The 18,691-nt window shown below is 72.6% G+C and carries 14 protein-coding genes and 1 pseudogene; 7 read left to right on the top strand and 8 right to left on the bottom strand.

The features are described from left to right. Positions 1-123 precede the first annotated feature (123 nt). Entirely contained in the window at positions 124-1,881 is a 1,758-nt protein-coding gene (locus ACLJN9_RS15455; RefSeq protein ID WP_410812028.1) for a CDP-glycerol glycerophosphotransferase family protein, read from the top strand. A gap of 60 nt (positions 1,882-1,941) precedes the next feature. Here ACLJN9_RS15455 and ACLJN9_RS15450 read toward each other — a convergent pair whose 3' ends face one another. After that, positions 1,942-2,280 (bottom strand): DUF952 domain-containing protein, encoded by a 339-nt coding sequence (locus tag ACLJN9_RS15450; RefSeq protein ID WP_410812027.1) that lies wholly within the window; start codon positions 2,278-2,280, stop codon positions 1,942-1,944. Positions 2,281-2,394: 114 nt separating this feature from the next. Between ACLJN9_RS15450 and ACLJN9_RS15445 the strand changes: the two genes are divergently transcribed. From ACLJN9_RS15445 to ACLJN9_RS15435, 3 genes are all read left to right on the top strand, one after another. Beyond that, positions 2,395-2,706 carry a hypothetical protein gene (locus tag ACLJN9_RS15445; protein ID WP_410812026.1) on the top strand — a complete coding sequence of 104 codons (312 nt, stop codon included), beginning with the start codon at positions 2,395-2,397 and terminating at the stop codon, positions 2,704-2,706. 87 nt (positions 2,707-2,793) lie between these two features. Beyond that, entirely contained in the window at positions 2,794-3,450 is a 657-nt protein-coding gene (locus ACLJN9_RS15440) for a response regulator transcription factor (RefSeq protein WP_410812025.1), read from the top strand. 9 nt (positions 3,451-3,459) lie between these two features. After that, positions 3,460-4,896 (top strand): ATP-binding protein, encoded by a 1,437-nt coding sequence (locus ACLJN9_RS15435; RefSeq protein WP_410812024.1) that lies wholly within the window; start codon positions 3,460-3,462, stop codon positions 4,894-4,896. Between the two features lie 12 nt (positions 4,897-4,908). Here ACLJN9_RS15435 and ACLJN9_RS15430 read toward each other — a convergent pair whose 3' ends face one another. The 4 genes from ACLJN9_RS15430 to ACLJN9_RS15415 all read right to left on the bottom strand — a co-directional run bounded on the left by ACLJN9_RS15430 (position 4,909) and on the right by ACLJN9_RS15415 (position 9,237). Continuing rightward, positions 4,909-5,886, bottom strand: coding sequence for a TAXI family TRAP transporter solute-binding subunit (locus ACLJN9_RS15430; protein WP_410812023.1), 978 nt, complete (start codon positions 5,884-5,886; stop codon positions 4,909-4,911). Between the two features lie 61 nt (positions 5,887-5,947). After that, complete coding sequence (locus ACLJN9_RS15425) at positions 5,948-6,640, bottom strand: hypothetical protein (protein WP_410812022.1); 693 nt, start codon at positions 6,638-6,640, stop codon at positions 5,948-5,950. A 112-nt stretch (positions 6,641-6,752) separates the two neighbouring features. Beyond that, positions 6,753-7,550 (bottom strand): peroxide stress protein YaaA, encoded by a 798-nt coding sequence (yaaA, locus tag ACLJN9_RS15420; RefSeq protein ID WP_410812021.1) that lies wholly within the window; start codon positions 7,548-7,550, stop codon positions 6,753-6,755. 67 nt (positions 7,551-7,617) lie between these two features. After that, positions 7,618-9,237: an ArnT family glycosyltransferase gene (locus tag ACLJN9_RS15415; protein ID WP_410812020.1), complete on the bottom strand. Its 1,620-nt coding sequence runs from the start codon at positions 9,235-9,237 to the stop codon at positions 7,618-7,620. A gap of 123 nt (positions 9,238-9,360) precedes the next feature. On the opposite strand from ACLJN9_RS15415, the gene ACLJN9_RS15410 reads away from it, so the two are divergent. After that, the gene (locus tag ACLJN9_RS15410; RefSeq protein ID WP_410812019.1) at positions 9,361-10,401 is read left to right on the top strand and encodes an App1 family protein; all 1,041 of its coding nucleotides are present in this window, start codon (positions 9,361-9,363) and stop codon (positions 10,399-10,401) included. A 19-nt stretch (positions 10,402-10,420) separates the two neighbouring features. Here the strand turns inward: ACLJN9_RS15410 and glgB are convergent, their stop codons facing one another. Together glgB and ACLJN9_RS15400 are read right to left on the bottom strand one after the other, a co-directional pair. After that, positions 10,421-12,523, bottom strand: a complete 2,103-nt coding sequence (gene glgB, locus ACLJN9_RS15405) for a 1,4-alpha-glucan branching protein GlgB (RefSeq protein WP_410812018.1) — start codon at positions 12,521-12,523, stop codon at positions 10,421-10,423. Between the two features lie 170 nt (positions 12,524-12,693). Next, positions 12,694-14,769 (bottom strand): annotated as a pseudogene (locus ACLJN9_RS15400) (maltotransferase domain-containing protein); the annotation flags it as partial. Between the two features lie 205 nt (positions 14,770-14,974). On the opposite strand from ACLJN9_RS15400, the gene ACLJN9_RS15395 reads away from it, so the two are divergent. Then, positions 14,975-16,213, top strand: coding sequence for an MFS transporter (locus tag ACLJN9_RS15395; RefSeq protein ID WP_410812017.1), 1,239 nt, complete (start codon positions 14,975-14,977; stop codon positions 16,211-16,213). Between the two features lie 60 nt (positions 16,214-16,273). On the opposite strand, the gene ACLJN9_RS15390 is transcribed toward ACLJN9_RS15395, so the two are convergent. Continuing rightward, positions 16,274-17,521: a DUF222 domain-containing protein gene (locus ACLJN9_RS15390; RefSeq protein ID WP_410812016.1), complete on the bottom strand. Its 1,248-nt coding sequence runs from the start codon at positions 17,519-17,521 to the stop codon at positions 16,274-16,276. A 171-nt stretch (positions 17,522-17,692) separates the two neighbouring features. Here ACLJN9_RS15390 and ACLJN9_RS15385 point away from each other — a divergent pair, with 171 nt between their 5' ends. Beyond that, on the top strand, positions 17,693-18,640 hold the full coding sequence (locus ACLJN9_RS15385; RefSeq protein WP_410812015.1) for an inositol-3-phosphate synthase: 948 nt from the start codon (positions 17,693-17,695) through the stop codon (positions 18,638-18,640). Positions 18,641-18,691: the final 51 nt, after the last annotated feature.

The raw sequence follows: 18,691 nt of genomic DNA, 5'->3' as shown, positions 1-18,691 counted from the left end.
GCGTCGGGCAGGCGTGCGACACCGCAATCCAGGAGTTCGGCCCCGACCGTCGGCCCAATGCCTCCGGCCTCGGAGATTTCACCAGCTCACGCCGGTCGCCAATCTCGTAGGGAGCGAACTCGTTTGTTCGGCACGTTGACAGGACGTATCGGAGTTGCCGCCCAAAGCGGCTTACTGGTGCTGTCCTACCTGGTCATGCTCGTCGCTGGCACCTTCGGCTGGATTGGCCTGTTCGCCGTCGCCGGGCTGGTCGCGGTGCTCGGTGAGTTCGCCGTGGCCCGCTGGTCACCCACGTCGCAGCTGCTGCTGGAGAAGGTCGGCCTGCACTGGTCGTACCGTCAGCTGACCCGGGACCTCTCGGCCGTGCTGCTGGTCACCGCCGAGGTGCCGCTCACCGGTGCCGAGCGGACCGTGCTGCTCGTTCTTCCGGCCACGGTATGGGTCGTCTCGGTATTCGCCGGGGCGTTCTCCACGATGATCGAGCGTCGTGACCCGCTCTCCGCCATGGTGCGCAACATCGACCTGGGTCCGCTGCGCTCGGCCCCCCAGCCACCGATCTGGGCGGCGGCGGTCGCCGGCGACCGGATGCCCCTGCTCAACGTGTTGCTGGTGCCGGCCGCGGTGGCCGCCGCGGTGCAGCACGACGCGACGCCGTTCTTCGTCGCCGCCGTCGTGGCGGTGGCGTTGACCGGCGTGGTGGGCGCGATCATCGCGCTGACCTGGGTCCGTGGACGGGGTGCGGAACAGAGCTCGCTGCTGCCCGCCGTCCAGCGGTGGTTGGACACCCACCGGCCCGAGGTCGCGCTCTACTTCGCCGGCCCCGCCAAGGACGTCTACCAGGCGAACATGTGGCTCGCGCCGACTGAGGCGTTGGACCAGCGCGCGGTGGTGCTGATGCGCAACCGGGATGCCTTCCTGGAACTGGCCGACACGCGGCTACCGGTGATCTGCGTTCCGGCCGGCGTGGATTTCATGAACCTCGAGTTCACCAGCGTCCGCACGGCGCTCTACTCGGCGAACGTCGGCGCGAACATCCACCTGCTCCGCGATCCGGGCATGAAGCACGTCTTCGTCGGGCACGGCGACAGCGACAAGCAGGCCAGCGTCAACCCGTACAGCAAGGTGTACGACGAGGTCTGGGTCGCCGGCCTGGCGGGCCGGGAGCGGTACGCACGGGCCGGCGTGGGGGTGCTCGACTCGGACATCGTCGAGATCGGCCGACCGCAACTGGCCGGGGTGCACACCTTCGGCGCCGAGTCGGTGGACCGGCCGTTCACCGTCCTTTACGCGCCCACCTGGGAGGGTTGGCTCGACGACGACCCGTACCACACCTCGCTGGTGCTGATGGGGGAGCGAATCGTCAAGGGGCTGCTGGCCACCAACCCCCGGGTGCGTCTGATCTACAAGCCGCACCCGCTCACCGGGTCCCGGTCCAGGGCGGCCGCCGTCGTGCACGAGCGGGTGGTGGGCGCCATCCGGGCAGCCGGCGGCAACCCGAACGCGACCTCCCTGGACGGGACCGCCCACCTGGTGGTCACCGGTCGCACGCCGGCGCTGTTCGACTGCTTCAACCAGACCGACCTGCTGGTCAGTGACGTGTCGAGTGTGGTCTCCGACTTCGTGCAGAGCCAACGACCGTACGTGGTGGCCAACCCGGCCGGCCTGCCCGAGGACGAGTTCCGCCGGGAGTACCCGACCGCGCGGGCCGCGTACCTGCTCTCCAGGGACTGCGGCGAGTTGGAGAAGATCGTGGCGGTGACCCGGGCCGGTGACGACCCGATGACCGAGGCCCGCCGGGAGCTGAAGACCTACCTGCTCGGCCCCGCCGAGGCCAACCCGATGGACCGGTTCCAGGAGGAGATCGGCCGCCTCTCCCGCTGAGCCCTCGCATTCGACCTTCCGCGCCCGGCCCGGACACCCGTCGGGCCGGGCGCGGCCGTGTCAGCCCAGCAGGGCAGCCAACGCGTCAGCGACCGGAACGTCCGCCGGCAGTGACCGCGCCGCCGCCACGGCCGTCACCGGCAACGGACCGTACAGGTGCGGAAACTGCTGCCCGCCCCGCGACGGCTCCCAGCGCAACGCCTCGCCCAGCTGGTCGTCGTCGACGCTCAGCAGGGTCAGCCCCATCGCCCCGGCAAAGTACCGCCGGGCGGTCTCGACCACCTGGTCGGGACCGGACAGGTGGATGAACCCGGAGTCGCGGTCCATCGCCGTGCCGGAAAAGGCACCGGCGGCGAGCGCGTCGTCCCACTCCGTGCTCGGCAGCAGTTTGTAGATCACCACGGCAGCCTACGTGCGCGACCCCGAGGCCCCCGCCCGGTTTTCGCCGGTACCGCCGCGGTCGTCGCCCCCCAGCGGGCATGCTCAGGTGGAGCGGCCGCGGAGGGATGGACGATGGCGAGCTACGACGACGACTGGACCGACAGCCAGCGCGGGCTGTACGACGAGTGCTACCGGGCGGGCGGCGAGTGGGCCGAGGACCCGGACACGCCGTCCGATGACGTACAGCACGTGATCAACCTGGCCGAGGCGGACGACGACGCCTTCACCGACGCCGAGATCGACTATCCGCCCCTGGTCGACGCCGTCACCCAGGCCAGCGGAGTCAACGTCACCAGCGTGCCGGCCCGCCACGACGACCCGGGTTTCCGGGGCTTCAGCGACGGCGTCCGGGACGCCGTCGCCGACGACGTGTTCGGCCTCTAGGAGGACGGCCGGGCAGGCGGCACTCCCGCTCGCGGCGGGCTTCTGCCACCATTCGCAGGACGGCGCTGCGAGTGGACGGGGGTACGGGTGCGGATCCTGCTGGTGGAGGACGACCGCCGGGTCGCTGCCGCGCTCTCCTCCGCCCTCACCCGCCGCGGATACCAGGTCGAGCACGCGTCCACCGTCGCCGCGGCGCTCGCCGCCGCACCGTGCGACCTGGTGCTGCTCGATCTGACCCTGCCCGACGGGGACGGCACCGACCTGTGCCGGGAGCTGCGCCGACGCAGCAGCCAGCTCGGCATCATCGCGGTGACCGCGCGGGGCGAGGAACGTGACCGGGTGCTCGGCCTGCGCCTCGGCGCCGACGACTATGTGGTCAAGCCGTTCTCGATGGTGGAGCTGCAGGCCCGGATCGAGGCGGTGCTGCGCCGGGCCGCGAACGCCGCACCCGAGCGGCACCACATCGAGGCCGGTGCGGTACGCATCGACGTGGCCGCCCGGACGGTGACGGTGGGCGGCCGCGAGGTCACGTTGACCCGTAAGGAGTTCGACGTGCTGCTCTCGCTGGCCCGCCAGCCCGGGGTGGCGGTGCCCCGTGACCGCATCCTGCTCGACGCCTGGGGCACCACCTGGGCCGACCGGCACACCGTCGAGGTGCACGTGGGGTCCCTGCGCGGCAAGCTGGGCGACGCCCGCCTGGTGGAGACCGTTCGCGGGGTCGGCTACCGGCTACGCGATGCGTGAGGGGATGCCGTGCGCCGTCGACTGGTGATCAGCTACCTGCTGCTGATGGTGCTCGTCCTCATCGCGTTGGAGACTCCGCTGGCGGCAACCCTGGCCAGTCGCGAGACCGACCGGGTACGCGCCGACCGGCTCGCCGACGCCACCCGGTTCGCCTCGCTGGCCGGGCCGGCGCTGCGCGGCGGCGGGCCGGATCCCCTCGAGGCGGAGCTGCGCAGCTACGACGAGTTGTACGCCATCGGCGCGGCGGTCATCGACCGGGACCGGCGCACCGTCGTCGCCTCGGCGAGCTGGCAGCCCGTCCCGGGGACCACCACCGCCCTGGACATCGCGCTGTCCGGGCAGCAGACCAGCGCTCCCGGGCCGGTCTGGCCGTGGACGGCGGGCCCGGTGGTGGTGGCGGTGCCGATCAACGACGGTGGCGAGGTGCTCGGCGCGGTGGTGATCGTGACCCCGGCCACCGCGATCCGCCAGGCCGTCGCCACCTGGTGGGTGCTGCTCGCCCTGGCCGGTCTGCTCGCCATGCTGGCCTGCGTGCTCACCGCGTTCGGGCTGGCCGGTTGGGTGCTGCGCCCGGTCACCGAGCTGGACGCGGTCACCCACGAGATCGCCGAGGGCGACCGGGGCGCGCGCGTGCTGCACCGGCTCGGTCCGCCGGAGCTGCGCAGGCTCGCGGCGAGTTTCAACCACATGGCCGATGTGGTCTCCGACGTGATGGACCGGCAGCGCGCCTTCGTGGCACATGCCAGTCACCAGTTGCGTAATCCGTTGACCGCGCTGCGGCTGCGGGTGGAGGAGCTGGGTCCCCACCTCACCGACCCGGACGGGCGCTCCGAGCACCGGCTGGCCCTGGAGGAGACCGACCGGCTGGCGCTGGTGCTCGACGCGCTGCTCACCCTGGCCCGCGCCGAACGCGAGGAGAACGAGCGGGTCACCGTGGACGCCGCCGCGGTGGCCGCGTCCCGGGTCGCCGCGTGGGCGCCGCTGGCCCGACACCGGTCGGTCGCGCTGCGGCTCGCCACGACCGACGCTCCGGCGTACGCGCTGACCGTGCCGACGGCCGTCGACCAGGCACTGGACGCGCTGATCGACAACGCGGTGAAGTTCAGCGGTGCCGGCGGGGCGGTGACCGTGACCGTTGCCCGGCGTGACCACGGGGTCGCTCTGGAGGTGCGCGACACCGGCCCGGGTATGACCGAGAGTCAGCTCGGTCAGGCCACCGAGCGGTTCTGGCGGGCGCCGGACGCGCAGAACGTCGACGGCGCCGGCCTCGGCCTGACCATCGCCGCTGTCCTGGTGGACGCCTCCGACGGGCGACTCACCATGCGCCCGGGTGAGACCCGCGGGCTGGTCGCCGGCCTGTGGTTTCCGGCATTCCCGCCCGGCCCCGAAGCCGGTCCGGCGCACGAGGAGCCAGCCACCGAGCGCAGGCCCGCCCCCGCCCGGTAGCGAGCCGGGTCGTCAGGGTTTGGCCGCGCGGTACCAGGCTGCGGCGCCGGGGTGCAGCGCCAGCGGCGCGGTGACGATCGCCGAGCGAGGGCTCATCCGCCCCGCTGCCGGATGTGCGGCGCCCAGCTCGGCCCGACGCTCCATCAGCAGCCGGGTCACCTCCCGGACCAACCACTCCGGCAGGTCGGCCCGCACGATCAGGTAGTTCGGGTCGGCAACCGTGGTCACCGGATCCACGCCGTACACCGAGCGGGGGATGTCCCGGGAGACGTAGACCTGGCCGTAGCGGGATCGCAGCGGCTCCGTCCACTCCCTGAGGTCCACGATCCGGGTGGCGCTGCGCCAGGCCAGGTCCGCGATGCCCCGCACCGGCAGCCCACCGGAGAAGAAGAACGCGTCGATCCGCCCGGAGCGGAGCGCGGCCACCGAGTCGTCCAACCCGAGCCGTTCCCGGCGTACCTCGTCGCCGCCGAGCCGGGCCACCTCCAGCAGCCGGGTCGCGGTGATCTCGGTGCCCGATCCGGGGGCGCCGACGGACACCCGCCGGCCGCGCAGGTCGGCGACCGTGCGGATCGGTCCGCCGCCCGTGGTGACCAGGTGCAGCTGGTCGTCGTACACCCGGGCGATCGCGTCGAACGCCGGGCTGCCCCCGGTGGTCGCGGGCAGCACGTCGGCCTGGGTGAAGCCCAGCTCGGCCGCACCGGAGCCGACCAGCCGGACGTTCTCCGCCGAGGCAGCGGTGATCACCACCGTGGCCCGTACCTCGTCGGGAAGCTCCCGGTTGAGGATGGCCGCCAGGGACTGCCCGAAGGCGTAGTACACGGCGGTCGGGCTGCCGGTGGCGATCCGGATCGGCAGCGGCGCGGCCGGGGTGTCCCGGCAGCCGGCGGCACCGGTCAGGGTCGTGGCCAGCAGCAGTACCAGCAGCGCCGCCGTCCCCGCGTGGCGGTGGGCGGACCGGCCGGACGAGGTACGACTCACGCGGTGCACTGTGCGCCGTCGGACTCCCGCGCGCAAGCTCCGTTTCGGTCGGCGGCGCGGCAGCACCGGATCAGCAGGCCGGGCGGCGTGCGCGCTCCGGCGCCGCGCCCCGGGCCGCCTCCATCGCCGCGCTGCGCAGGATCCGCTGCCGGTCCGGCCCGTCGGCGACGCTGACCAGGAAACATCCCGTGCCGGGCCGGAGCACGGCCGGCACGTCGAGGACGGCCGCGCCACGGATCAGCACCGCGGCCAACTCCCGGTCGGTGAGCCGTACGCCGAGGATGTGCCGGCGGACATGCCTCCCGCCGGCCAGCAGCGCCGATCGCCACGCCGCCGCCGCGAGCTGGGACACCCATCGCCGACGCGCCGGTGAGGCGCCGGGGAGCGGCCCGCCGAGCAACTCCCGACGCCCCTGCCACCAGCCGGCGTCGAGCATCCGGGCGTACGCGCCGTGGTGCTCCCGGGGCACCCAGAGCCGGTGCAGCTCGTAGCGGCGCCGGAGGCCGCCCACGGCGGCCTCGTGACTGACCGGGATGTCCAGTCGGGCCAGCAGTTGCCGCATCCGCTGCGCGGCGTCCTCGCGGTTGAACTCCACCCCGGGCGAGTGTGCCGGTAGCGTCGCGCCCGGCCGGGCGGCGGTCGGCGGGGGCGTGCACCGCAGCAGGCAGGCGGCCTCGAACGCGTCGCCCAGGGTCAGCCAGTCCAGCGGGGGTGGCGTCGCCGGCGAGCGGGGCCGGTCGAGCAGGGCGGGTTCGCGGGCCAACGAGGTGCTCCCTTGTCGGAGTCTGGGTGCCCCTACCGTGACCCCTGCGCCGCCGTTGCGGAACCGATCCCGCCCAGCCTTGAGGAAATCTTGCGGCTGGGCGACGGCGCCTCTACAGGTCGGTGACCACGAGATCCACCTGTCGCGGCCGGCCGGCTGGGCCGGCGTGCTCCTCGACGGTGTGCTTCAGCTCGCGCAGCGTGCCGACCAGTTCCGCCGCGGTACGCGGTCGGGCGCCGGCGACCAGCAGGTCACGGACCAGCCGCCCCTTGGTCGCCTTGTTGAAGTGGCTGACCACCGAGCGGACCGGCACACCGTCGACCTCCCGCTCGTGCAGCACCCGCACGGTCACCGTCCGCTCGGCGAGCTCTCCGCGCGGCGTCCACATCGCCGCGTACGCGCCGGAGCGCAGGTCGAGCACCGGTCCGGCGCCTGCCGCGACCGCCATCCTCGGCGCCAGCAGCGGCCGCCAGTACGCCGACAGCGCCCCCACGCCGGGCAGTCGGGCGCCGATCGGGCAGCGGTACGGCGGAATCCGGTCGGCGAGCCGGACCGCGCCCCACAGGCCGGAGCTGATCAGGATCGATCGTCGGGCCGCCCGCTGTGCCGCCGCCGGCAACGACGCCAGCTCCAGCGCCTCGTAGAGAACCCCGGTGTAGACCTGTGCGGCCGGCGCGGTGGCCGCCACCCGCAGCCGGGCGTTGCGGCGCACCTCGCCGCGCTGGCCCTCGCTGAGCCCCAGCGCGGTCAGCGCCGCCGCCTCATCGGGGCCGGCGCTGAGCGTCACCAGGGCGTCCAGCACCCGTTCCCGGGCCGGGTTCAGCTCGGGCAACGCGAGCCGGTCCGGGTCCCACCGTCGCCCGGTGCCGGCGTCGGCCTTGCCCTCCGAGGGCGGCAGCAGGATGAGCATCGGATCTCCTCGACGGGCGGGACGGCGGCGCTCCGCTGCACCGGCCGGGCCAGCGTACGACCCGCCGTTACCGCCAGGGCCGCACCGGGGTGTCGGGGTGGTACACGCGATAGCCGCCGAGTTGCCGCACCGGCGTGGCGTCGAGCCGGTCGGCGAGCAGCCGCCGCAGCCGCCGCTCCATCGGTGAGTCGACCTCCACCACGTAGCCGGGCCGCTGCGCCCGCCCGACCTGCCGCCAGTAGGGCGGATAGCGGTTCTGCCCGGGGGACAGGTCGCTGTCGAGCACCCCGCAGACCACCGACTCGTCGGTGTTGAAGATCAGACGGTTGCACGTCCAGTAGTCCCCGTACACCTCGTGTGGGCCGTTGGTGCGCAGCGCGGAGGCCAACTGACGGGCCTCGCGCTCCTCAGTTCGCGACGCCCGGAAGCCGGTGGTCGCGAAGAGCACGGTGACCACCAGCGTGGTCGCGGTCAGAGCGGCCAGCACGGCGGCGGCCAGCGCGCCGGTGAGCCGACCGAGCGCCCCGACCGTGCCGCGCCAGCAGGCGACCGCGGCCACCCAGAGCGGCCAGAGCACTGCCGGCAGGGACAGCTGCAGCACCGACAGGTAGCGGGCGTTTTCCAGCGGGCTGGTCGCGGCGAGCGGGGTGCGAACGTACGACAGCAGGGTCAACGCGGCGCCGACGACCAGGGCGAGCTGCACGACCGGCCGGACCCGCTCCCCGCGCGGCGCGCCCGCGGCCCGGCGGTACGCGAGCACCGCGAGCACCCCGGCGCCCACCAGCAGCACCGGGTAGAGCAGACCGAACAACTGCTGCCAGCGGCCGCACCCGTCCACCGGGCAGAGCCCGTGCGCCAGCGGCACCCCCTCCAGCAGGCCGCCCCGGATCCGGTCCGACCATCCAGGCACCGGGCCCGCCTTCGAGCTGATCTCGCGAAACACCGACAGCGAATCGTCACCGGGCGCCGCCCGCAGGTTGTCCCAGAGCATCGGCGCCACCCCCACCACGAAACCCGCCACCAGCAGCACGCCTGACCAGCCGAGGAGCTCCCGCCGCACCGCCCAGACCAGCGCCAGCCCGGCCACCGCCAGGTAGGGCAGGATCAGCCAGTCCGACCAGGTGGCCAACCCGGCGAGCAGGCCGAACAGGGCGACGGCGAGTCGCCGACGGCGTACCGTGCCGGCCGCCAGCCCCACGGTGATCAGCAGCATCAGCAGCACCGCCGGCTTCACCTCGGGCCGGCCGCCGACCACGCTGAGCTGATCGCGCACCACCCGTTCCGGGCCGAGCGCCAGCAGGCCGACGACGAGGGTGGCGAACCACGGCGCGCAGAGCCGACGGGTCAGCCGGTGGATCAGATAGAGGAAGACCGCGTACAGCGCGAGCATCGGCAGTCGCAGCACCGGCCAGCTCGGCCCGGTCAGCGCGACCAGCGGCGCGGCCAGGTACGACTCGAGCATCCCCATGTAGTGCTGGCCGTAGAGGAAGACCGGATGCGCCCGGCCCTGCCCGATGTGCAGGGCGGCGAGGCCGAAGGTCGCCTCGTCGCTGTTCGACACCGGCACGGTGTACAGCGTGAGGACCAGCCTGTACGCGATGCCGGCCAGCCCGAACAGCAGCGCGACGAGCGCCGGTCGGTCGAGTCGCGGGCGCCGTCGCCCACGGTGCTGCTCTGGTGTCGACACGACCGCGCCCCCGTCGTCGTCCCGTCCGGAGTGTTTCACGGACGGCAGGCCGGTCGAGGTGGTTCGGCGCAGCGGGCGCCGGCTCGCGTGGCCGTGGCCGTCGACGTGTGGCAGGGTTGGCGCGTGCCACCCACTCCCGCCGGCCAGTTGGCCGTGCCGAACCTGCACCGGGCCGCGCGGATCGAGGACGCCGTGCACCAGCTCGTGGAGCGTCGGCTGCGGCGCACGGGCTGGCGGGTCAACATCGTCGCCTACACCGGTTACGGTGCACCGGGCTGGGTGCGGGTGATGTGCCGGGTGCTGCTCGGCCGACCGGACACGCGTCAGCGGGGCCGGCTGGACAAGGTCCGCGGCTGGCGTAGCTTCACCACCCTGCCGGCCAAGCACGTCACCGTGACCATCGAGGCCGGCGGCGTACGCCACGAGACCCGGGCCGACCGCAGCGGCTTCGTCGACACGCTGGTCGAGGCCGACCTGTCACCCGGTTGGGGCACCATCCGGCTCAGCGTCCCGGACGCCGAACCGGTCGACGCGCCGGTGCGCATCCTCGACCCGGACGTCACGTTCGGCATTCTCTCCGACATCGACGACACGGTGATGGTGACCGCGCTGCCCCGGCCGCTGCTCGCCGCGTGGAACACGTTCGTGCTGGACGAGCACGCCCGCAACGCGGTTCCCGGCATGGCGGTGCTCTACGAGCGACTGGTCACCGCGCACCCCGGCGCGCCGGTCTTCTATCTTTCCACCGGCGCGTGGAACGTGGCGCCGACGCTGACCCGGTTCCTGTCCCGGCACCTCTATCCGGCCGGGCCGCTGCTGCTCACCGACTGGGGTCCGACCGCCGACCGCTGGTTCCGCAGCGGGATGGAGCACAAGCGGTCCACCCTGGCGAGGCTGGCACGGGAGTTTCCCGAGGTGCGCTGGCTGCTGGTCGGCGACGACGGCCAGCACGACCAGGAGATCTACCGGGAGTTCGCCGCCGCCCACCCGGAGAACGTCGCAGGGGTGGCGATCCGCCGGCTCTCCCCGACCCAGTCGGTGCTGGCCGGCGTTCTGCCCGCGCCGGCCGGTCGCCCGTCGGCGGGACCGGTGGGGCAGCAGTGGCTCTCCGCACCGGACGGCGCAGGCCTGTGGATGCTGCTGCGCGACGCCGGCCTGGTCTGACGCCGCGCAGCGGGCGAGGTCAGTTCTGGCGGAGCCAGACGGCGCCCAGCGGTGGCACCTGGAGGGCGGCGGAGGCGACCATCCCGTGCCACGGCACGTCCTGCGCGCGTACCTCGCCCAGGTTGCCCACCCCCGACCCACCGTAGTGCCGGGCATCGGTGTTGAGCACCTCGGTCCAGACACCGCCGGCCGGCAGCCCGACCCGGTAGTCGTGCAGCGGCTGGGCCGAGAAGTTCGCCACGCAGACCAGCGTCGAGCCGTCCGGGGCGATCCGCACGAACGCCACCGTGTTGTTGGCGACGTCGTCGCCGGCGATCCAGCGGAACCCGGCCGGTTCGGTGTCCTGCGCCCAGAGGGCCGGGGTGGCCCGGTAGACCCGGTTGAGGTCGGCGACGAGCCGTTGCACCCCGGCGCGGGCCGGGTCGTGCAGCAGGTACCAGTCGAGGCCGCGTTCCTCGCTCCACTCCCGGTCGTCGGCCAGCTCGGAGCCCATGAAGAGCAGCTGCTTGCCCGGGTGCGCCCACATGTACGCCAGCAGCGCCCGCACGTTGGCCAGCCGCTGCCAGGTGTCGCCGGGCATCTTGCCGGCCAGCGAGCCCTTGCCGTGCACCACCTCGTCGTGGCTGATCGGAAGGACGTAGTTCTCGCTCCAGGCGTACGCCAGGGAGAAGGTGAGCTGGTGGTGGTGGTGCTGGCGGTAGATCGGGTCCTTCGAGGTGTAAAGGAGACTGTCGTGCATCCAGCCCATGTTCCACTTGAACCCGAAGCCCAGCCCGCCCTCCGCGGTGGACCGGGTCACTCCCGGCCAGGCGGTGGACTCCTCGGCGATCATCAGCACGCCCGCGTGGTGCTTGTAGACGGTCGCGTTCACCTCCTGCATGAGCGCGATGGCCTCCAGGTTCTCCCGACCGCCGTACCGGTTGGGAGACCACTGGCCCTCCTCCCGGGAGTAGTCGAGGTAGAGCATCGAGGCGACGGCGTCCACGCGCAGCCCGTCGACGTGGAACTGGTCGCACCAGTAGAGCGCGTTGGCGACCAGGAAGTTGCGGACCTCGCGTCGGCCGAAGTCGAAGACGTACGTGCCCCAGTCGGGGTGTTCGCCACGCTGCGGGTCGGGGTGCTCGTAGAGCGGTGTGCCGTCGAAGCGCGCGAGGGCCCACTCGTCCTTCGGGAAGTGCGCCGGCACCCAGTCCAGGATCACGCCGATCCCGGCGGCGTGCAGCTGGTCGACCAGGTGCCGGAAGTCGTCCGGGTCACCGAATCGGGACGTCGGCGCGTAGTAGCCGCTGACCTGGTAGCCCCAGGAACCGCCGAACGGATGCTCCATCACCGGCAGGAACTCCACGTGGGTGAAGCCCAGCTCGGTGACGTACGCGGTGAGCTGCTCGGCCAGCTCGCGGTAGCTCAGTCCGGGCCGCCACGAGCCGAGGTGCACCTCGTACACGCTCATTGGCTCCTGGTGCGGCCGCCGTTGCGCGCGGCGGGCCAGCCAGTCCGCGTCGGACCACCGGTAGGTCGAGTGGTGCACCACCGACGCGGTGGCCGGCGGCACCTCGGCGTACGCGGCGAGGGGGTCCGCCTTGTCCCGCCACCGCCCGTCGGCGCCGAGCACCCGGTACTTGTAGCGGGCACCGACCCGGGCATTGGGGACGAACAGTTCCCACACCCCGCTGGAGCCCAGCGAGCGCATCGGCCAGCCGTCGTCGGGTGACCAGCCGGTGAAGTCGCCGACCACCCGGACGCCCTGGGCGTTGGGCGCCCACACGGAGAACGCCACGCCCTCGTCGAAGACCCGGGCGCCGAGCGCCTCCCAGAGCCGCTCGTGCCGGCCCTCACCGATCAGGTGCAGGTCCAGCTCACCGAGGGTCGGCGGGTAGCGGTACGGGTCGTCGTGGACCGTGCCGTCGACCTCGACCCGGTAGTCGAGAACCTCGCCGGGCAGCACCGCCTCGAAGAGGCCGACGTCGTGGACCCGCTTCATCGGGTGCCGGTCGCCGTCGACCAGTACGGTCGCGTCGCCGGCCCCACGCCGCAGTGTGCGGATGGTGGTCTGCCCCTCGGCGGGGTGCGCGCCCAGCACCGCGTGCGGGTCGTGCGTGACGCCCCTGATCAGCTCGTTCATCGGGGATCCTTCCGGCCGCGGCGGGGCGGGGTTTGCTTGATCTTGGTCTTGGGCTTGGACCGCTGCGGCGGCTTCCCGACGGGCATGACCTGAGGGGCTGCCTCCGGCGCCGCGGCGGCCGAACCGGCCTCGCCCGGGGTGGCCTCGCTCGAACCGGCCTCGCCCGGGGCGGCTTCGCCCGGGGCGCCGTCGGCCGGCGCGGGACCGGTCGGTGCGGTGCCGCCGGAGAGGTCGTCCGGCACCTCGGCGACGGTGAGGTCCGCCGCCTCGACGCCCGCCGGCTCCGGCACGGTCGGGGTGCTCGGGCGGCGCACGGTCAGCACGTGCGCCGGTTGCAGGTACGGGTCGAGACGCACCGCGTTGCGCTGACCCCAGTCGTATGTGGTGCCGGTGAGCTCGTCGTGCACGGTGAACCGCTCGTGCCAGTCGAAGCCGAGGGCCGGCATGTCCAGCGTCGTGTTGCCCCACTGCACGGCTCGCGGGTCGAACGAGCAGATCACGATGACCGCGTTGCCGGTCTCCGGGTCGTGCTTCGACCAGCAGAGCAGCGCCGGGTTGTCGATGTCGTGGAAGCGCAGGTTGCGCAGCTGGTGCAGCGCCGGGTTGTTCCGGCGTACGCGGTTGAGCGTGGCCAGGAACGGGGCCAACGAGCGGCCCTGGGCCTCGGCACCGGCCCAGTCCCGGGGGCGCAGCTCGTACTTCTCGTTGTCCAGGTACTCCTCGGCGCCCGGCCGGGCCACGTGCTCGAACAACTCGAAGCCCGCGTACAGGCCCCAGGAGGGCGAGAGCAGGGCGGCCAGCACCGCCCGGATCTTGAACATCGGCGGGCCACCGTGCTGCAGCGACTCGTGCAGGATGTCCGGCGTGTTCGGCCAGAAGTTGGGCCGCATGTAGTCGGCCGCGACGACCAGCTCCTCGCAGTACGCCCGCATCTCGGCGGCCGTGGTGCGCCAGGTGAAATAGGTGTACGACTGCGTGAAGCCGATCTTGCCGAGGCCGTGCATGATGGCGGGCCGGGTGAACGCCTCGGCCAGGAACAGCACGTCCGGGTCGACGGCCTTCACCTCGGCGATCAGCCGGTGCCAGAAGTCGAACGGTTTGGTGTGCGGGTTGTCCACCCGGAAGATCCGGATGCCCTCGCCGACCCAGTGCAGCACCACCCGCAGCACCTCGGCCCGGATGCCGTCGGGGTCGTTGTCGAAGTTCACCGGGTAGATGTCCTGGTACTTCTTCGGTGGGTTCTCCGCGTACGCGATGCTGCCGTCGGCCCGGGTGGTGAACCACTCCGGGTGCTCGGTGACCCACGGGTGGTCCGGTGCGCACTGCAACGCCAGGTCCATCGCCACCTCCAGGCCCTGCGCCGCCGCGGCGGTCACGAAGGCCCGGAAGTCTGCCGGCGTACCCAGGTCGGGGTGGATCGTGTCGTGGCCGCCCTCGGCGGCACCGATCGCCCACGGCGAGCCCACGTCGTCCGGCCCGGCGGTGAGGGCGTTGTTGCGGCCCTTGCGGTTGACCCGGCCGATCGGATGGATCGGCGGCAGGTAGAGCACGTCGAAGCCCATCGCGGCCACGCCCGGCAGCCGCTCGGTGGCGGTCACGAAGGTGCCGGAGCGACCACCCGCCGCCCCTTCGGAGCGGGGAAAGAACTCGTACCAGGCGGAGAAGAGGGCTCGCTGCCGGTCGACCCAGAGGGTGTACGTGTCACCTGCGGTGACCATCTCGCGCAGCGGGTACGCCCAGAGCAGGTCGGCCAGGCCCAGCGCCGGGCCGACGCGCTGCGGCAGCGACAGGTCGGTGTCGACCAGCGCGGTGAGCGCCGCGGTGACTCCGGCCCGGTCGGCGGCCGGAACGAGGTCACGGGCGGCGGTGAGCACCCGCGCGCCCTCGGCCAGGTCGTTGGCCAACTCGGCCGGCCCCTGCCCGGCGGCGACCTTCTTGGTCACCGCGTTCTGCCAGGTCAGATAGGGGTCCTGGAACGCCTCGACGGTGAAGGTCCAGGCGCCGACCGCGTCCGGGTGGATGGTGGCGTGCCAGCGGTCCTGGCCGGGCTGACCCGGACGCATCCGGGTGAACGGTCTCGTGGTGCCCTCCGGGCCGGTCCAGATCACGTTGCAGCCCAGCGCGTCGTGCCCCTCCCGGTAGGCGCGGGCCGACACCGGAACCGGTTCGTCGACCACCGCCTTTGCCGGGTACCGCCCGCACGAGACGACGGGGGAGACGTCTTCGATCGGGAACCGTCCAGTCACCCCGCAAACCTACTGTGCGAGATCGTCTCGCGCGCGGCAAGGCGAGGGTCCGCACACGCTGGGTCGCGGCGGCTCTGGGTCGTGGCGGCTCCGGGTCGCGGCGGCTCCGGTGCCACGAACCAGCCCTCGCCCCGGTGCACTCGCATCTCGCTCCGCATCGGCGGGGTCGTCTCGCCGCCCACCCACCACTATAGTCAGTTCCATTATGAGACTTACTGCCTTCTGGCGCTGGTGGGTTGCCGGCACGACAAGTCAGCTCGGCTCGGCGGTCGGCGGGTTGGCCCTGCCGCTGACCGCACTGACCGTGCTGGACGCATCGGCCTTCGAGATGGGCCTGATCACGGCGGCCGGCTATCTCGCGTACCTTCTGATCAGCCTGCCGGCGGGGGTGATCGTGCAGCGCGTGGCGCTGCGCGGCATGCAGGTCGCCCTGGATCTCATTCGCGCCCTCGCGATCGCGTCCGTGCCCCTGGCCTGGTGGTTCGACACCCTGACGGTGGCCCAGCTGGTCGCGGTCGCCCTGGTCGTGAGCTTCGCCAACGTGCTGTTCGACGTGGCGAACCAGACCTTCCTGCCGGAGATCGTGCCGGCCGCGCAGCTGCAGGCCCGCAACAGCCTCAACTCCGGCACGCACGCCGCCACCCAGCTGGGCGGGCCGTCCATGGGCGGGCTCGCGGTGCAGCTGCTGGGTGCGGTGCCGACGCTCCTCGTGGACGCCGTCAGCTTTCTGATCTCCGCCGTGCTGCTGCGCACCCTTCCGGCCCGGCGGGTGCAGCGACCGGCCGAACGGCCACCGATGGTCACGATGATCCGCGAGGGCTGGCACTTCGTGATCCGACACCCGATCATCGGGCCGGCCATGTGGGACGCCACCGCGACGAACTTCGTGTGCGGCGCGATGCTGGCCCTCTTCCCGTACTACCTGGTGCGCGAGCTGCACGCCTCGCCGCTCACGGTCGGGCTGCTGGTGGCCACCGACGGCCTCGGCGCGCTCGTCGGCGCCGCGCTGACCACCTGGTTCACCGATCGGGTCGGCACCGCACGCGGCCTGATCGTCGCGGCCTTCGTGGGCGTGGGCGGCGCGCTGATCATCCCGCTGGGCACCGGCACCGCCGCCTACCTCGCCTTCGCCGCCGGCAACCTCATCTTCGCCGGCTCCACGGTGGTGCTCAGCGTGACCACCCGCACCTACCGGATGCTCGCCAGCCCGCCAGAGCTCCTCTCGCGGGTGATCGCCACGGTCAAGTTCGTCTCCTGGGGCGCCATCCCGCTCGGCAGCCTGCTCGCCGGCGCCCTGGCCGGGCCGATCGGCGCCCGCACCACTCTGCTGATCGTCGGGGCGCTCACCGTGCTGTCCCCGATCATCTATCTGTCGACCCCGATCCGTCGGCTGCGCGACCTGCCACTCGACGCCGCCCCGCAACCCGTAGAAGCCCGGGTGTGAATCGCTCCGGCAAGTCAGGGCAGCTACCCAGATGGCGGGCGACGGGCGGTGGACCGGGGCTCACGTGCGTCGGTGGTAGTGGTTGTGCCGGGGTAGCTGGTCCGGGTCGAGCCAGGCCGGTGGAACGAATTCCGGGTGGCCGTCGCCGGCGAGTCGCACCACCCAGTCGCTGTGGTGCAGGTGTCGGTGGTGGTGGCCGCAGAGCAGGACTGCGTTTGCCAGGCTGGTGGGGCCGCCGTCGGCCCAGTGTTGGATGTGGTGGGCGTCGCACCAGCGGGGTGGGCGGTCGCAGCCGGGGAAGGCGCAGCCGCGGTCGCGTAGCACGAGGGCGCCTCGGAGGGGGCCGGTGATGAGGCGGCGTTGTCGGCCGACGTCGAGGATCTGCCCGGTGCTGCCGAGCACAGTGGGCAGGATGGTGGCGTCACAGGCGAGGCGGCGCACCGCCTCGGGGGTGAGCGGGAGGCCGGTGTCGAGGGCGCCGGCGTCGAGGTGCTGGCGCAGGGTGTCGTAGCTGGTGGTGACCACGACCTGTGCGGGATCGCCGCCGTGTTCGGGGAGGTCGTTGGTGCGGAGTGCAAGGCGGCACACGTCGGCGAGGGCGTCGTGGCGGCGTTGCCCTGCGGTGCGGGTGTCGTCGCCGGTGGGTGCGGTGAGCGGGTCGATCGCGGCGCGCAGCAGCGCAGCGGCCTCGGTGTCGAGGATGCCGGTGAGGCGCAGCCGCCCGTCGGTCTGTTCGGACAGGGTGAGGTGCCGGTCACGGGCGGCGCGGCGGGCGTCGGCCTCCAACGCGGCCAGGGCGGCGGCGTCGGCGACGTCGGGAGCGACATGATCGAGGATCCGGCCGCCGAGTTTGCGCAGCAGCGCCGGATCGAATTGCCCGGCCCAGTCGATCAACAGGCCGACGGCCTTGTCGGTGGCTTCGACACCGGCCGATGCCGACACGGTCGTGGCCGCGTCGGTGATGACCCGGGCATGCTCGGCGCTGATGCGCCCCTCGGCGAGCGCGTCGCGCACGCCCGAGGCGCCGGTGTCCAGAGCGGCGGCCAGGTCGACCATTCGGCGGGCAGCGGAAATGGTCAGCCGCAGCCGCTCGCGTAGCCACACCGCTGTCGACGACGCGCCCTGCGCGACCGCCGTGCCCCGCCCGTCCAACTCGCACACCAGGGCCAGCCGCACCGCCGCGAGGCGCTGCTCCAACCGGTGCGCGGTGTCGAGCGCCGCAACCAGATCCGACTCCGACCTGGCCCAGGCGCCCGCGTCGACGCACGCCGCCACCGCGGCTTCTGCCTGCGCCAACTCTTCGACCACCAACCGAGACTAGAACAGACGTACGACAAGAATCGGGTCTCCTGGGCGGCCACCGAGGGGACACCCGCGGCCGGTCTCGTGGATCTTCCGCCCCTGTCGAATGCGCCGCGGAGGGCGGGCTCGCCTTTTCGGCGGCGAACGGATCCGGCGACGTGACGTAATCTGTCGTCCGTGATCAAGCGGGTGCGGGTTGCGGTCGTGGGGGTCGGCAACAACACGTCGGCACTGGTGCAGGGGATCGCTCTCCACGGTCGGACCGGCAGCCTGGTGGGTGTCCGCCGGCCGATCATCGACGGGCTCGGGGTGGGTGACGTCGACATCGTCGCGGCCTTCGCCACCTCCGCGGAGAAGATCGGCAGGGACCTGACCGAGGCGATCTTCCTGCCGCCCAACAACTTCCCCCGCCTGGACTGCGATCTGCCCACGGCGAATGTCCCGGTGACCAGGGGTCTCGTCGATGCGGGCGGGGTGGACCGGATCGCGGCGGAGCTGGCCGGCGCGGAGGTGCTGCTCTACTCGGCACCGAGCGGCCGGCCGGAAACGGTCCGGGCCTACGCCGAGGCCGCCTGCCGAGCCGGCGTCGCCTTCATCAACACCACGTCCGACGCGCTTGCCCGCGATCCCGATTGGTTGACCAGGTTCGAGGCGGCCGGTCTGCCGTTGCTCGGCGACGACCTGGCGAGCCAGTTCGGCACGTCGGTGGTGCACAACGCGCTGCTGCGGCTGCTCGCGGAGCGGGGCCTCACCCTGACCAGTTCCTACCAGGTCAACCTGGGCGGCACCGAGGACTTCCGTAACCTGGTCGAGAACCCCAACACCAAGGCGCGGTCCAAGCTCAACGCGTTGTCGGCGGCCGACGACAAGGTGCAGGTGGCTCCACTGGGATACCTGTCGCAGCTGCGATCGCAGAAGGTGGCGCACCTCAACATCGAGGCGCAGGGATGGGCCGAGACGGCGGTGAGCCTCGACGTGAAACTGACGGTGCACGACCCGAGCGGCGCCGCCGGCGTCACCATCGATCTGGTACGCCTGGCAGCGAGCGCGCTCCGCGACGGGCGCGGTGGCTATCTGGCCGAGGCGGCCTCGTTGCTCAAGTCCCCGCCCGGCGCAGCGATCTGAAGGGGTTCATCGCGGGTATGGGTCTGGTACCCGAGCTGACCATGACCGCAG

It is taken from the genome of Micromonospora sp. 067-2 (assembly GCF_046549295.1).
In the GTDB taxonomy this organism is placed as follows: Bacteria; Actinomycetota; Actinomycetes; order Mycobacteriales; family Micromonosporaceae; genus Micromonospora.
Note: the sequence above shows the minus strand (reverse complement) of the source record. Positions and strands in the feature narration are given on the sequence as shown.

What these genes read in the sequence shown, in the direction of transcription:
- ACLJN9_RS15445 (WP_410812026.1), top strand. Translation starts at nt 2,395, where the DNA reads ATGGCGAGCTACGACGACGACTGGACCGACAGCCAGCGCGGGCTGTAC.
- yaaA (WP_410812021.1), bottom strand. Translation starts at nt 7,550, where the DNA reads ATGCTCATCCTGCTGCCGCCCTCGGAGGGCAAGGCCGACGCCGGCACC.
- glgB (WP_410812018.1), bottom strand. Translation starts at nt 12,523, where the DNA reads ATGAACGAGCTGATCAGGGGCGTCACGCACGACCCGCACGCGGTGCTG.
- ACLJN9_RS15395 (WP_410812017.1), top strand. Translation starts at nt 14,975, where the DNA reads ATGAGACTTACTGCCTTCTGGCGCTGGTGGGTTGCCGGCACGACAAGT.